This window comes from Crenothrix polyspora, from assembly GCF_900163755.1.
Taxonomy (GTDB): Bacteria; Pseudomonadota; Gammaproteobacteria; order Methylococcales; family Methylomonadaceae; genus Crenothrix; species Crenothrix polyspora.
The window spans coordinates 45,264-59,585 of sequence record NZ_FUKI01000057.1; the positions used below are offsets into that span (position 1 = coordinate 45,264).

At 44.2% G+C, this 14,322-nt stretch carries 15 protein-coding genes; all 15 read right to left on the bottom strand.

What is annotated here, in order from left to right; all coding sequences use genetic code 11:
• Positions 1-639: a hypothetical protein gene (locus tag CRENPOLYSF2_RS03655; protein WP_087142603.1), complete on the bottom strand. Its 639-nt coding sequence runs from the start codon at positions 637-639 to the stop codon at positions 1-3.
• Between the two features lie 105 nt (positions 640-744).
• On the bottom strand, positions 745-2,739 hold the full coding sequence (tkt, locus tag CRENPOLYSF2_RS03660) for a transketolase (RefSeq protein ID WP_087142604.1): 1,995 nt from the start codon (positions 2,737-2,739) through the stop codon (positions 745-747).
• Between the two features lie 150 nt (positions 2,740-2,889).
• Positions 2,890-3,423 carry a 6-phospho-3-hexuloisomerase gene (gene hxlB / locus CRENPOLYSF2_RS19125; protein WP_245807883.1) on the bottom strand — a complete coding sequence of 178 codons (534 nt, stop codon included), beginning with the start codon at positions 3,421-3,423 and terminating at the stop codon, positions 2,890-2,892.
• Positions 3,424-3,441: 18 nt separating this feature from the next.
• Positions 3,442-4,083, bottom strand: a complete 642-nt coding sequence (gene hxlA, locus CRENPOLYSF2_RS19130; protein WP_245807884.1) for a 3-hexulose-6-phosphate synthase — start codon at positions 4,081-4,083, stop codon at positions 3,442-3,444.
• 660 nt (positions 4,084-4,743) lie between these two features.
• Positions 4,744-5,487: an S-methyl-5'-thioinosine phosphorylase gene (locus tag CRENPOLYSF2_RS03670; RefSeq protein WP_087142605.1), complete on the bottom strand. Its 744-nt coding sequence runs from the start codon at positions 5,485-5,487 to the stop codon at positions 4,744-4,746.
• Positions 5,484-6,035: a hypoxanthine-guanine phosphoribosyltransferase gene (locus CRENPOLYSF2_RS03675; protein WP_087142606.1), complete on the bottom strand. Its 552-nt coding sequence runs from the start codon at positions 6,033-6,035 to the stop codon at positions 5,484-5,486. Before CRENPOLYSF2_RS03675 ends, CRENPOLYSF2_RS03670 begins: the two co-directional genes overlap by 4 nt.
• On the bottom strand, positions 6,028-7,050 hold the full coding sequence (gene nagZ, locus CRENPOLYSF2_RS03680) for a beta-N-acetylhexosaminidase (RefSeq protein WP_176371016.1): 1,023 nt from the start codon (positions 7,048-7,050) through the stop codon (positions 6,028-6,030). Before nagZ ends, CRENPOLYSF2_RS03675 begins: the two co-directional genes overlap by 8 nt.
• Before the next feature lie 224 nt (positions 7,051-7,274).
• Entirely contained in the window at positions 7,275-8,087 is an 813-nt protein-coding gene (locus tag CRENPOLYSF2_RS03685; protein WP_087142607.1) for an NHL repeat-containing protein, read from the bottom strand.
• Positions 8,088-8,352: 265 nt separating this feature from the next.
• Positions 8,353-9,132: a TatD family hydrolase gene (locus CRENPOLYSF2_RS03690; RefSeq protein ID WP_087142608.1), complete on the bottom strand. Its 780-nt coding sequence runs from the start codon at positions 9,130-9,132 to the stop codon at positions 8,353-8,355.
• A 15-nt stretch (positions 9,133-9,147) separates the two neighbouring features.
• Entirely contained in the window at positions 9,148-9,501 is a 354-nt protein-coding gene (locus CRENPOLYSF2_RS03695) for a PilZ domain-containing protein (protein WP_087142609.1), read from the bottom strand.
• Between the two features lie 4 nt (positions 9,502-9,505).
• Positions 9,506-10,498, bottom strand: a complete 993-nt coding sequence (locus tag CRENPOLYSF2_RS03700) for a DNA polymerase III subunit delta' (RefSeq protein WP_087142610.1) — start codon at positions 10,496-10,498, stop codon at positions 9,506-9,508.
• Positions 10,495-11,124, bottom strand: a complete 630-nt coding sequence (tmk, locus tag CRENPOLYSF2_RS03705; RefSeq protein WP_087142611.1) for a dTMP kinase — start codon at positions 11,122-11,124, stop codon at positions 10,495-10,497. The genes CRENPOLYSF2_RS03700 and tmk overlap by 4 nt, the downstream gene beginning before the upstream one ends.
• A gap of 2 nt (positions 11,125-11,126) precedes the next feature.
• Positions 11,127-12,137, bottom strand: a complete 1,011-nt coding sequence (gene mltG / locus CRENPOLYSF2_RS03710) for an endolytic transglycosylase MltG (protein ID WP_087142612.1) — start codon at positions 12,135-12,137, stop codon at positions 11,127-11,129.
• A 9-nt stretch (positions 12,138-12,146) separates the two neighbouring features.
• The gene (gene pabC, locus CRENPOLYSF2_RS03715; protein ID WP_087142613.1) at positions 12,147-12,983 is read right to left on the bottom strand and encodes an aminodeoxychorismate lyase; all 837 of its coding nucleotides are present in this window, start codon (positions 12,981-12,983) and stop codon (positions 12,147-12,149) included.
• Positions 12,984-13,009: 26 nt separating this feature from the next.
• Positions 13,010-14,254 carry a beta-ketoacyl-ACP synthase II gene (gene fabF, locus CRENPOLYSF2_RS03720; RefSeq protein WP_087142614.1) on the bottom strand — a complete coding sequence of 415 codons (1,245 nt, stop codon included), beginning with the start codon at positions 14,252-14,254 and terminating at the stop codon, positions 13,010-13,012.
• Positions 14,255-14,322 lie beyond the last annotated feature (68 nt).

The following is a 14,322-nucleotide window of genomic DNA, read 5'->3' on the forward strand; positions in this document are numbered from 1 at the left end:
TTATCTCCGATTACGTAGGTATTTTTCAACGCCGGTAGCCGCGCTAGCTTTTACCGATTGTACGTGTTTGTCCAAATAACGGCTCACACCGGTACCAGAGGCTTTACTCAAATATTTAGCAACACCAGTCAATCCACCGCCGCCGTTCGACTTAGCTGCGCTAGAAGGCGCGGCAGCAGAGTTGGCAGATTTTGTACATTTACCACAGTTGCGACTTCTAAAAAAGGCAACACCACCTAAAGCCATTACCACCAAACCAATCAAATAACTGGTTAACGTATCAGCTGGCGCGGCTGCGGCATCAGGTGCGGCACTTGCTGCTGCGGAACTAACAGTTGAATCTACTGAAGCGCTCGCTGGCATTTTGCTGGGTTTATAGTCAGCATCATAATAAATAACTTCTGATTTATGGGTAGCCGCAGGATATTTATCATCTGAAGCAGAGCTTTCTGCTTTAGCCGCTGCTGGTGCAGTTTGGCTGCTGGTTGCAGATTTGCTGTCTTTGGCGATGTAGGCATCATCCGAATACACCACGGACGGTTGGAAATCTGCAGCCGGATATTGATCATCAGCACAAACAATGCCGCTACTCAACACTAACACGGCTAATAGACCATTTTTAAAATTATTCTTTTTCACGTTGTTCACCTATGAGTCAAAAGAAGTGGTGAGTGTTGTTAAAGCGGCGCTTCAACAACACTCACCTAATGGTATGTCGTAAGTTATTCTCGTATGGCCTTAGAATTAAAGCACCATTTCAACGTGTTTTACCACGTTGTCAACGGTAAAACCGAATTCTTTGAACAAATCACCCGCAGGTGCAGATTCACCAAAACGATCCAAACCGACAATCTTGCCATTCGTGCCAACATATTTCCACCAACCATCGGTGACACCCGCTTCAACCGCAACGCGTTGAGTAACACACGCAGGTAAAACAGACTCACGGTAAGCCGCGTCTTGTGCATCGAAAATATTGGTAGATGGCATGGAAACCACACGAATCTTTTTACCCGCAGCTTTCAATTGTTCAGCTGCTTTCACAGCCAATTCAACTTCAGAACCGGTGGCAATAATAATTGCATCAGGTTGGCCATCGGTATCAACCAACACATAAGCACCGCGTGAAATCGCCGCAATTTGTGCTGGCGTGCGTGGCATGTGCGGTAAGTTTTGACGTGAGAATACCAAAATAGACGGGCCATTTTGACGTTCAATTGCAGCCTTCCAAGAAATAGTGGTTTCCACCGCATCACACGGACGCCACACTTGAATACCTGGAATCAATCGCAAGGTTGCTGTTTGCTCAACCGGTTGATGAGTCGGACCGTCTTCGCCAAGGCCGATAGAGTCATGGGTATACACGAAAATAGAACGTATCTTCATTAATGAAGCCATACGCAAAGCGTTACGCGCATATTCCGAGAACATCAGGAAGGTTGCGCCAAACGGGATAACGCCGCCGTGCAATGCCAAACCGTTCATGATGGCTGACATACCAAACTCACGTACACCGTAATTGATGTAGTTAGCGTCAGGCTTGTTAGCACGCATGGGTTTATAACCTTTCCATTCGGTCATATTGGAACAACCCAAATCCGCAGAACCACCAAAAATTTCTGGCAATAAATCGGCAAAACCTTGGATAGCCGCCAAAGAAGACAACCGTGTTGCGGTGGTTTTAGCTTCTGCATTGACCGCTGTTACAAATGCTTCTGCATCAGCCGCCCACGTAGCAGGTAAATCACCTGCCATACGGCGAGTAAATTCACTGGCTAGTTCTGGGTGCGCCGCTTGATAGGCGGCAAATTTTGTATCCCACGCTTGTTCAGCAGCAGCGCCTTTGGCTTTACCATCCCAACCCGCATACACTTCAGCAGGCACCTCAAACGCACCGTATTTCCAGCCTAACGCTTCTTTAGTCAGATCAACCTCTGGCTGGCCTAATGCCGCACCGTGACAGGCATGGCTACCGGCTTTATTAGGTGAACCAAAACCGATAATAGTTTTACAGCAAATCATGCTCGGTTTATCAGTCACCGCGTGAGCCGCTTTGATGGCATCGGCAATGGCTTCTGGATTATGGCCGTCAACGTCAGCAATCACATGCCAACCGTAAGACTCAAAACGCATCGGGGTATTGTCGGTAAACCAGCCATCAACGTGACCGTCAATAGAAATACCGTTGTCATCCCAGAACGCAATCAAGTTGCCTAAACCGAGCGTGCCCGCCAATGAACAGGCTTCATGCGAGATACCTTCCATCAAACAACCATCACCTAAAAACGCATAGGTTTTATGGTTGACGATGTCGTGGCCGTCTCTATTAAACTGTGCAGCCAAGGCTTTTTCAGCAATAGCCATGCCGACCGCGTTGGTGATACCCTGGCCTAATGGGCCAGTAGTGGTTTCTACGCCAGGCGCATAACCGTATTCAGGGTGACCCGCTGTTCTGGAATGCAACTGACGAAATTGCTTCAAGTCATCAATGGACAAATCATAACCCGCCAAGTGCAACAGCGAATAGATCAACATGGATCCATGACCATTTGACAGCACAAAACGGTCACGGTTTGACCAGCTTGGGTTGGTCGGATTATGACTCATGAAGTCATTCCATAATACTTCAGCAATGTCCGCCATCCCCATCGGGGCGCCCGGATGTCCAGAGTTTGCCTTTTGTACGGCATCCATGCTCAAAGCGCGTATGGCGTTCGCTAATTCTCGACGCGAAGTCATATTATTCCCCTTAAATTTTCAATAAATGATTAAACACTGCAATACTTAAGTTATTATTATGTATCGCGAAATTCTTTGATGGCGGTCATCATTCAGCATGACAGACACGCGGAGCGAATAACCGTAACGGCTATTCGCTCTACTGATGTATTACTCCAAGTTAGCGTGACGCTCTCTCATTAACTCTTCGGTAATTCCCTTGTCGTGAATGATGTGAGACACCGTTGCTTCCAGGAATACCAAGGTGGACAGCTCAAACACTGTACCCATTGGCATACCCAAAAGTTTGCCGTATTGATCGGCACTACCAATAGTAAATACAGCCTCGGCCATATCACCAATAGTAGAACTGCTTTTCGCAGAGATCAAAATAATGCTGGCACCTACTTTTTTAGCACTCTTGGTGAATGCAATCAATTGCTCTGTTTCACCAGAGCCAGAGATAATTATCAGTAAGTCGCCGCTCTTAATGCTGGGTGTAACCACTTCACCAACAACACTGACATCGTAACCGCTGTGTACCAGTCTCATTGCAAAAAAGTTACCCACCAGCTTAGAACGACCTGCACCGGCAATATAAATACGCTTAGCAGCATCAAGAAGCTGCGTCAGCTTTCCATCATACGAACTATCGGTTGCCTCAAGAATACTTGAAATTTTGTCTATGATAAGCTTCTGATGCATGTGCTTGACTCTCTGTAATTATACAGCGTCAACCAATTCACGAATTTCACGCGCTGATTCAGCAGGTGATGGCGCACCGTAGATAGCTGCACCGACAACGATAATGTTCGCGCCTGCTCTAACTACGTCTTGTACGGTAGATTGTTTAATACCACCCGCCACTGAAATTCTAACGGGCAAACCTAATCTAGCGATGTCATTCAAATCACCAAATGGCGTGTCACCAGCCGCTTGAGCGTCAAGACCTGTGTGAATACCGACAATTTGAGCGCCAGCTTCTGCTGTTGCGCGTGCGCAAGCTACTTTGTCAGACACGTTGATCAAGTCGATTTGCGCTTCAGCACCGTGTGCATTGGCCGCTTTAATAACACCTTTGCAAGTTGCAAGACCAGATACACCTAAAACGGTGCAAATGTCCGCGCCAGCAGCGTAAAATGGTGTGGCTTCGTATTCGCCAGCGTCCATCGTTTTTAAGTCAACCAACAATAATTTGTCTGGGAATTTAGCTCTTAATGCTTTAACCAGATTAACACCGTTGTGTTTAATGCAAGGTGTGCCGATTTCAAAAATATCAACGTGTGGCGCAACTTGCTCTGCAAGCGCAACGGTTGCGTCAAAATCCAAAGAGTCTAAAGCCATTTGAATTAAAGGTCTTGCCATGATATACACTCCAAAATGATTAAAATAGTTATAGTAAATTACATATTCTTTATGCGGCAGTAACTGTAAAGTAGAAAGGGGACAGATGTCAATGCCCAATACTGAACACCAACTATCAACCTTATAAATACCTTCGCCTGACCGACATAATAATACTTCAAAAATCACAACACAAATATTAAAAATTTGCGTCAGTTCAATACGGTGTCGCCACTGTAAAATTTTTTACTGGAAAAACCACAAAACCAGACATACGATCTACTTTAATGCCCGATAAACTTGATGGTGGTCAAAACAGCTTGACTAAAATCTTTAAAATACAGACTGTTTGGTGATTTTGAAAAGCCCGTAGTTAAGGCTTTAAATCGATGGTGTTGCTCAAAAACGCTTACCCAGAAACTGATGTAGAACGAAACATTGTCAAAAAATTACTGAGCACCCAATACTCAAGATTTTTTGACACGCTAAGAAAAATTAACAGATCAAGGTGTTTTCATCAATCCCCCAGATGCTTCATGATAGCATTTAAGTGGTAAGACTTAATTTAGTAAGTCACTTTAAAATCAAGAATTAAAAACTTAATCATTGAACGAGGTAGTGTAGATGAATTTAGTTGGTAATTGTGAAATTCTGACGAATGAATCCAAATTAGTGATGACCCTATTCTGTGCTACTGATAAACGCCTCTAATACGCCAAGTGCATTCGCCATACCTGCGTGCAAGTTGTGTTCAATTTCCGTCATGGTGATTTCGCCTTCGGTTTTACCCGCCCCCCAATTGGCAACGACCGCAAGTGCCGCATATTCAAGCTGGAGCTCACGCGCTAGCACCGCTTCTGGCATACCTGTCATACCAACCAAATCACAACCATCGCGCTCCATGCGTTTAATTTCTGCCGAGGTTTCCAGGCGCGGGCCTTGTGTACAACCGTAAGTTCCAGTATTTACCAGTTGAATGTTGGCATGCGCTGCCGCCACAATCAACTGTGCTCGTAATGCTGAGCTGTACGGCGCGGTAAAATCGATATGGGTTACAGGGGTGGTGTCATCATCAAAAAACGTGTGTTTACGACCATAAGTGTAATCAATTATTTGATCAGGCAAAGCCAAGCACGCAGGTGCCATCGCCGCAGTAATACCGCCCACTGCTGCCACCGCAATAATACTTTGTACGCCCAGATGCTTTAACGCCCACAGATTGGCGCGGTAATTGATACTGTGTGGCGGTATAGCGTGCGGATTACCGTGCCTGGCTAAAAATACAATGTGCTTGTTATGCAGCTTACCGGTAATAAGCTCGGCAGAAGGCAATCCATAAGGCGTATCGATTTTCTCACTACTGATGAGCTGTAAGCCGTTGAGCTGCGTTAACCCTGTACCGCCAATGATTGCTATTTTTTTCATAATGATTGTGCCTGTTGTGCAGCATAAATACCAGCGGCATTACGTAAATAGCCTTTATAATCCATACCATAACCAAATACATAATGATTTTCTACATCTAGGCCAATAAAATCTGCTGTAATAGGTTTTTCATGATCGAGTAACTTATTAACTAAAACAGCGCTGTACACCGCTGTAGCGCCTTGCTCAAAGCAATAATCATAAATGGCTTTTAAGGTAATGCCAGCGTCGAGAATATCATCCACAATCAGCACTGTTCTGTCTTTAAGTGTCGTCGATGGCTTGACCACCCACGCAATTGTTTGACCAACCGTTTTATTTTGGTAACGACTGGCATTAATGGCATCGAGCGTGAGCGACATGGTCAATCGGGGCAGCAACTTGCCAGCGACAACAATCCCGCCATTCATCACGCATAACACTAACGGATTTTTATCAGCCAATGCGATATTAATTTGCCGTGCCATGGTATCTAATGCGGCTTCAACTTGTCGCTCGGTGTGCAGTAACTGCGCCGTCTCTTGAATGTGTTGGATTTCGTTAAGCATGTTTAGCCATGAGTTGATTGATCAGCGCAACACTGTGTTGCCATTTATCGGTCTGCTGTAATTGTGCAAGACCCAGCGCCCCTGCCCTGCCCTGCATGGCGGTTAAGCGCTGCTCTCGCATTGAGTTTTGCGTTATAGGTAATGACTCCAACACCTGTTCGGCTGCCTTAGGATTATTACAGACCAGTAGCATATCGCAACCCGCTTGCTGAGCCATACGAGCACGCGCGGGAAAATCACCTGCAAAGGCCGCACCTTCCATACTCAAATCATCACTGAACACAGTACCGTTAAAATTAAGCTGTTTACGTAACACCTGTTGTATCCAAAAATCTGAAAAACCCGCAGGATTGGCATCTACTTTAGAATACACTACATGGGCAGGCATAATGGCTTCCAAGCCTTCAGCAATCAACTGCTTAAAGGGCAGCACGTCTTTAGTCATAATGCTATCAAAGTCTCGTTCATCTATGGGCAATGCCAAGTGTGAGTCTGCTGACACTGCGCCATGCCCTGGAAAATGTTTACCCGTTGCCGCCATACCCGCGCTGTTCATACCCGCCCTGAAGGCACTGGCCAACGTTGCAGCCTCAGTGCATTGGCTTGAAAAAGATCGGTCACCAATCACTTGACTGATACCACAATCCACATCCAATACTGGCGCAAAACTAAAATCAACTCCCACGGCGCGTAATTCTGCCGCCATTAACCAACCGGCGGCCTTTGCCAAACTGGCTGTACCTGCATAGCAACTGGCTGACGGCAAACGGGTAAAGCCGTCACGAAAACGCTGCACACACCCACCTTCCTGATCGACAGCAATCAAAATATCACCTTGCCGTGCAGCGCGAATGTCATTAATCAGATGGGTAATTTGTTCTGGACTTTGGTAATTTCTAGCAAAAAAGATAACTGCGCCGGTATTAGGGTGATTAATAACAGTGCGCTCATGCTGCGTTAGCGTTAAGCCAGCAACATCAAGCATTACAGGACCAATGGGCAGGTGAATCGTCATTATTTAGCGGTAGGTTAAGGTGAGATAGTTTACACAGTCTTTTAAGTGCTGCGCTTGATTGTAACAGGAAAACTGAATACGATTAGCCGATAAATCTTACAATTTTAAAGAAAACCAAGCTTGGCACACTGAAAAGTGCAAAATTTCTTAAAGCGCGTGCGTACCTAAATAACCAGCAAAGCAAGACAGCGCAGACACTTGACAGCTTAAAAATAACACGCTTACTATCGCGCTAAATCGCCATATAAAAGAGCTGGTTGAGACGCTGTAGCATTTTGTTTTTGAATTCCTGTGAGTGTGTAATTAAACAAATAATTATTGGCACTTAAGTAAACATCATTGTTTTGTCCACTGATAAGTCCCGTTATTTCAAAGGCGGTAGAAAAAGATGACGATTGCGCCAGCGTGGTTAAATCCCTTATTGAAACACCGCGTTGTGAACCAGAATATGACGACAATAGTTTACCGCACATAATAGCCACATGATTATAATAGAGTCCTTTATCAGAAAAAGTGATTGATGCCAATAACGTTCCGTTACTTTGATAGCGATATAAGCTGTTACCCGATGCCAAATACAGCTCATTATTAGCGCCTGCCGCAATAGCATTAATTATAAAACTTGTGCTAAAGCTCGATACCGAATTCAAAGCGAGATCACGAACGTTAACACCACGATTATAACCTGAGTAAGACGCATAAACGCGATCACCCATAACGGAAATACCCGTATAATTAACCGTAGACTTAGACTCTAGGCTTTTAATCAGTACGCCATCAGCCGTGTAATTATAGATACGATTACCAGAAACCAAATACACATCATTATTTAATCCTACCGCCAGTGCAGTAACCGGAAATGGCGTACTAAATGAGGTTAATGCTTGTAACTTAAACGTATGCAGTGTAACGCCTTGTTGAATACCATGCGTCGCCACATAAAAATTGTTAGCACTCGCATTGGCTTGCACGCCTATTATCAAACTGATCAGAGCTGTGATTTTAAATGCGGCTAGTAAAGATATTTTTTTGCTCATTGTACGCCACTCCGTTATGAGTTTTTAGCTTGAAGTAGGCTAAGTTTAGTTCAACTTGAATACTTTACTGAAGCCTTGCCATACCTTGTATAAGGCGGCTAGCAACTTAAGCTAAAAAGTGCAGCTTGACTTGAGCGCGCTTCTCAAGCCAACATAACCAACCCGTTTACCATGTTGGGTTACCAAACAGCAGGCAGCACAATCTACTTGATCATTATTATTTTTGTGAAAATATAACAATACGTTAACATGACTATCACTGACTTTAGTTTGAGGAAAGATTAAACAGCGTATAAAAATTTTCAGTCGATAAATCGGCAATTTTATTGAGGGTTGTGCCGCGCAAATCGGCAATATGCTCGGCCACATAACGTACATAAGTAGGGTAATTAGTTCTACCGCGAAACGGTACCGGCGCTAGATACGGTGAATCCGTTTCAATCAAAAAACGATCTGCCGGTATTTTTTTGGCAGCCTCTTTAATGTCCTGGGCACTGTTAAAAGTTACAATGCCGGAAAAAGAAATATAAAAATTCAAATCCATCGCTTTTTTGGCAAACGCCCAATCTTCGCTAAAACAGTGAATAATACCGCCTACTTCACCGGCATTTTCTTCGGCAAGAATACGCAAGGTATCTTCTTTGGCTTGCCGCGTATGGATAATCAACGGTTTTTTTAAAATTTTAGCCGCACGAATATGGTTTCTAAAGCGCTGCTGTTGCCATTCTAAGTCACCCTCACTGCGAAAATAATCCAGTCCGGTTTCACCTATACCAATCACGCGGGTATTTTGGCCTAAGCTAACCAGCTCATCAACACTGGGATCGTGACAATCTTGCGTATTAGGGTGTACACCAACGGTGGCCGATATGCGCGAAAATCCGTCAATTAATGTCAGCATCGCCGGATAATTTTCAAGATCAATCGCTATGCACAGTAAATATTCAATCTGACTGTGAGTGGCCTCATCCATAAAGCGAGCAAAATCGCCATCGTAAGGCGTTAGATCAATACGATCCAAATGGCAATGGGAGTCTATTAACATTATAAATTCAATTAGTTACATGGTATGTGTAGAGCGATCAGCAGCCAATGCACCTGCCAAATAAGTTTCTATTTTATTACGCGCAAGACCACCGTCTTGATCGCTGAATTGCACACCCACACCACATGCGCGATAGCTGCCTGAGCCAACAGGTGTTTTCCAAATAATTTTGCCAGCAATCGGTAAACGCTCAGTTTCTTCCATTAAATTGAGCAACATGAATACCTCTTGCCCCATGTCATAGTCTCGGTTAGTCGGAATAAATAAACCACCATGAACAACAAAAGGCATATAAGCGGCGTAAAGTGCGCTTTTGTCTTTTATTGCCAAGGATAATATACCACTTTGCCTGGTTGATGATTCTGCCATGATTTTAGTGCGTCGCGCTAAGGTTAGACCAAGTAATTAAAATTTCTTCTAATAGTAACTGTTTATTAATTTGCGTATGCAGCTGTTTGTGGCTGGTCAGCAGCAAATCATATAATGCGTACAAGTCCGTTAATTTTAGCTGTCTTGCCAGTTCTTGCAAGGGTTTTGTTAAGTCTGCATTATACAGATGCTCAGCTTGCACTTGATGAACACATTTAATTAAATCCATTACCCAGCTAGTAAGCCAAAATAATAAGGCCGTGTCGGGTAAAGCCAGCCATTGCTCGGCGACAATTACCGGATGATTTTGGTGTTTTGCAATCGCAAGCCAACTAGCAAAACACGCCAGTCGGCTAGCAATATGATTTTCAGTGGCAACTTGCAGAGCTAGTAGAGGTGCATTTCTAGTCAATTTTCCCAGTATTTCTAAATCATTGTGAATATTATTATGTTTTAACCACGCATGCAGAGTTGCGGTATCCGGTGTGCTGATACTCAGTTTTTGGCAGCGACTTCTAATAGTGGCAGGCAGTCGACTGGGGGTTGCTGTGATTAAAATAATACTGGTACGTTCTGTCGGCTCTTCCAGACACTTGAGAAACGCATTGGCTGCTGCGTTATTCATCTGCTCAGCGGGATTAACAATGACCACACGGTAACTGTCAAATTGTGGCTTTAACGTGAGCGCTGTGTTTAAGCTGCGAATCTGAGCGATTGTAATTTTTTTGCCAATTTCTTCCGGTTCAACATAGATGAGATCGGGGTGGGTTTTGGCATTAAATAACAAGCAGCTTTGACACTGTCCACAGGCTATACCGTGTGCATCAGACTGTCCACACAGTAAAACACGGGCAAACTGATCAGCCAACTGACGCTTGCCTAAACCGTTAGTACCGGTAATCAGCAACGCTTGCGGAGTACGCTTTTGCACAATATAGCGTTGCAAATACTGCCATTCTTGGTGTTGCCAAGGCAATATTTCGGCTAACGCGCTCATGCTGCTATCAGCGCATCCAGTAACGCTACCAGTGTTTGCTGCACCTCTGGCAGGGTTTGCTGAGCATTGATAATTTTAAACCTGTGCGGATTTTGCCGTGCTCTTGTTAAATAGGTGTGGCGAACCCGTTCAAAAAAACTCATTTTTTCCGCTTCAAAGCGATCAATCCCCGCCCCTCTTTGTGTAACTCGCGCCATACCAATTTCAACAGGCGCATCAAATAGCAGCGTTACATCCGGTCGTAATGCGCCTTGAACTAAATTTTCCAGCCACGCGATATTGTCCAAACTAATACCGCGCCCCCCACCTTGATAAGCATAAGTAGCATCGGTAAAACGATCACATAATACCCAGCAACCTTGTGCCAAAGCCGGCTGAATAACATGCTTAATGTGTTGCGCTCTGCCGGCAAACATCAACAGTAATTCCGTATGATCCGAGAATGACTCAGCGTCAGGATTGAGTAATAATTGGCGTATTTTTTCAGCCAACTCAGTGCCTCCAGGCTCGCGGGTACTCACAACTTTAAACCCGCGCTGCTGTAAATAATCACGCACAAAACAGATATTGGTGGTTTTACCTAAACCTTCGCCACCTTCAAAGGTGATAAATTTTCCTATTGGCACAGTTAATTTGCTTTCCTTTGATGAGTATTTACGGCTGCATTATGATCTTTAAGTGAGGCTGAAAACACATGTGTGCCAGAGCCATCACCGCGCGCAACAAAATACAGGCTGTCACCAGCGGCTGGGTGTAAGGTTGCGACAATGGCATCTCTGCCAGGCAAAGCAATCGGTGTAGGAGGCAAGCCTTTGATAGTATAAGTATTATATGTAGTCGGCGTACGTAAATCTTTAAGCGTAATATTACCCTGGTAATTATCGCCCATACCGTAAATAACGGTTGGGTCAGTTTGCAGTAACATACCAATCTCCAGTCTTCTGGTAAAAACGCCGGCAATCAGCGGGCGCTCAACTTTAGCACCGGTTTCTTTTTCAACAATAGAAGCCAAAATCAGCGCTTCATAAGGTGATTTTAACGGTAAGTTAGCTTCTTTTTTGCCCCATTCTTCATTTAACACCACCTGCATTTTATCGTAGGCGCGTTTGAGTATGGCAATATCGGTGGTATTTTTTTCAAAAAAGTAAGTGTCAGGAAAAAACAAACCTTCCGGGTGGTTTTTTTCTACCTTTAATTTCGCCATTAAGGCGGAGAAATCAATTGTGCTATCGGTTAATGTGTGTTCAATATAAGAATTTTTAGCAATCTCTTGCAAAATTTCTTTAAAAGCCCAGCCTTCTGGAAAGGTAATTGAATATTGTTTTTGTTTGCCACTGACCAAAACCGCCAATAATTCAGGTGCCGTCATACCACCCTTAAGCACGTACTCACCAATTTTTATTTTTGTTGTCGCCTTCTCTTGCATTGCCACTACTTTAAACCAAAATGGCTTGATATTGACATTTTGGGCGATTAATTTATGAGTGATGTTGTCAAATGAGTCACCTTTTTTAATATCAATGGATACTTGTTCACCAGGAACAGCCAGTGTGTTTCTTGCGCTTTGGTATTCTGTCCAAGACCAGCCACCTATGATCACCAATAAAAGTAATATACTTGCTAAAACTTTATAAATCATAATCGCATCCTATTCTTTTTTGAGTTGATCTAGCCACACTTGCAGTTGTTGTGTTAATGAACCTATACGAAAAACGGTTGTTTCGAGCTGCTTTATCGGCCATATACCAATAATTGAGTTAGTGACAAATATTTCGTCGGCTGATAATAGCATTTCTTTATCAAAGAAATGCTCACAAATAGTAATGTGATGGCGGTAAGCTAATGTAAAGACAAGGTTACGAACGATGCCAGAAATGCCTGAATGCGACAATACCGGTGTATGCAATATGCCGTCTTTGCTAAAGAATATATTGCTCATCGTGCCTTCGATAATGTGATTATTAATGTCCAGCATAATGCCCTCCTGAATATCAAGAGTACTCCATTCTGCACGCGCTATAACCTGTTCTAAACGATTTAAATGTTTTATGCCCGCTAATAATGGATTTAAGCCTAAGCGTGTCTGGCAAAAACGGGCGTTAATACCGTGCAGTTGATAACTGGAGGGATAATCAGGGGAAGGGTGTAAACTGATGATGCGCGTGGGTTCAACACTGTCAGGCGGACGATAACCGCGCCCACCAGAACCGCGTGTGACGATAATTTTTAAGACGCAATCGCTGGATTGCCAAGTTACGTGATCAGAGTGTTCAAGAAGTGCTACGATTTCGCAGCCGATGTGTTGGGCACTAGGTACTGGGATATGCAGCCTAAGACAACCTTGTTGTAAGCGAGCCAGATGCTGCTTTAAAAATACCGGCTTACCACCTCGTACTTCAATGGTTTCAAATAAGCCGTCCCCGTATTGTAAGCCGCGATCAGTAACCGGAATATAATCCTTGGCCTCACCGTTGACCAGCAGCATAACGCGAGGCGACTTTGGGCATGTATTTATAAGTAACGCTTAAAGATTAACGTGCCGTTAGTGCCACCAAAACCAAAGGAATTAGACATGGCGATATCAATTTTCATCGGTCTTGCAACATTAGGCACAAAATCGAGATCGCATTGTGGATCTTGATTTTCCATATTAATCGTTGGTGGGGCAATTTGATTTTTAATACTTAGCACTGTCAAAACAGCTTCAATACCGCCCGCAGCACCCAACATATGACCAAGCATAGACTTTGTCGAACTTACCGCAACTTTATACGCATGCTCACCTAATGCGGCTTTCATAGCTTGGGTTTCGCCAACATCACCTGCGGGTGTTGAGGTACCGTGCGCGTTAATGTAGTCGATATTTTCTGGATTTAATTGTGCATCGCGCATGGCATTACGCATACAGCGTGCAGCACCTTCACCACCGGGCGCGGGGCTAGTAATATGATACGCATCGCCGCTCATGCCGTAACCGATAACTTCTGCGTAAATTTTAGCGCCACGGGCTTTAGCGTGTTCCAGTTCCTCTAGCACAACAACCCCTGCGCCATCACTTAATACAAAACCATCGCGGTCTCTATCCCACGGACGACTAGCCGCTTGTGGATTATCATTACGGCGCGACAAGGCTTTAGCGGAGGCAAAACCACCCATCGCAGTAGGCGACGAGGTACAGCGTTCAGCACCACCGGCTACCATCACATCCGCATCACCGTATTGGATTATACGCAGAGCATCACCAATATTGTGCGTACCGGTTGTGCAGGCGGTAACAATGGCAAAATTGGGGCCTTTTAAACCGTATTTAATCGATAAATTACCGGAAATCATGTTGATGATGTTTCCAGGCACAAAAAACGGTGAAATTCTACGTGGCCCACCTTTTTCATAGGTTGCGTAACACTCTTCAATACCAGTAACACCGCCTATACCTGCACCTATAGCAACACCGATACGTTCAGCATTGGCTTCGGTGATTTCTAAGCCTGAATCATCAAGTGCCTGACAACCAGCTGCAATACCGTAATGAATAAAGCCATCCATGCGTTTAGCATCTTTTTCAGAAATGTATTGGCTGATATCCAGGTTTCTGATAACACCGCCAAAGGTGCTGGCGAAAGGAGAAATATCAAAGGAATCTATCGCGCTTATACCGCTTCTACCATTGACAATACCATCCCAAGTTTCTGCAACCGTATTAGCCAGTGGGGTCACCGCCCCTAATCCAGTTATTACAACTCGACGTTTACTCAATGTAATGTACCGTAGGAAAAACAAATAAAAGAGAATTGAGAAAGAGGGTGTTACGGTTAGTGGATGAA

Bases quoted from the DNA above. Each gene is read 5' to 3' on its own strand.
- tkt (WP_087142604.1), bottom strand. From the start codon at position 2,739: ATGACTTCGCGTCGAGAATTAGCGAACGCCATACGCGCTTTGAGCATG.
- hxlB (WP_245807883.1), bottom strand. From the start codon at position 3,423: ATGCATCAGAAGCTTATCATAGACAAAATTTCAAGTATTCTTGAGGCA.
- hxlA (WP_245807884.1), bottom strand. From the start codon at position 4,083: ATGGCAAGACCTTTAATTCAAATGGCTTTAGACTCTTTGGATTTTGAC.
- CRENPOLYSF2_RS03670 (WP_087142605.1), bottom strand. From the start codon at position 5,487: ATGAAAAAAATAGCAATCATTGGCGGTACAGGGTTAACGCAGCTCAAC.
- CRENPOLYSF2_RS03675 (WP_087142606.1), bottom strand. From the start codon at position 6,035: ATGCTTAACGAAATCCAACACATTCAAGAGACGGCGCAGTTACTGCAC.
- nagZ (WP_176371016.1), bottom strand. From the start codon at position 7,050: ATGACGATTCACCTGCCCATTGGTCCTGTAATGCTTGATGTTGCTGGC.
- CRENPOLYSF2_RS03685 (WP_087142607.1), bottom strand. From the start codon at position 8,087: ATGAGCAAAAAAATATCTTTACTAGCCGCATTTAAAATCACAGCTCTG.
- CRENPOLYSF2_RS03690 (WP_087142608.1), bottom strand. From the start codon at position 9,132: ATGTTAATAGACTCCCATTGCCATTTGGATCGTATTGATCTAACGCCT.
- CRENPOLYSF2_RS03695 (WP_087142609.1), bottom strand. From the start codon at position 9,501: ATGGCAGAATCATCAACCAGGCAAAGTGGTATATTATCCTTGGCAATA.
- CRENPOLYSF2_RS03700 (WP_087142610.1), bottom strand. From the start codon at position 10,498: ATGAGCGCGTTAGCCGAAATATTGCCTTGGCAACACCAAGAATGGCAG.
- mltG (WP_087142612.1), bottom strand. From the start codon at position 12,137: ATGATTTATAAAGTTTTAGCAAGTATATTACTTTTATTGGTGATCATA.
- pabC (WP_087142613.1), bottom strand. From the start codon at position 12,983: ATGCTGCTGGTCAACGGTGAGGCCAAGGATTATATTCCGGTTACTGAT.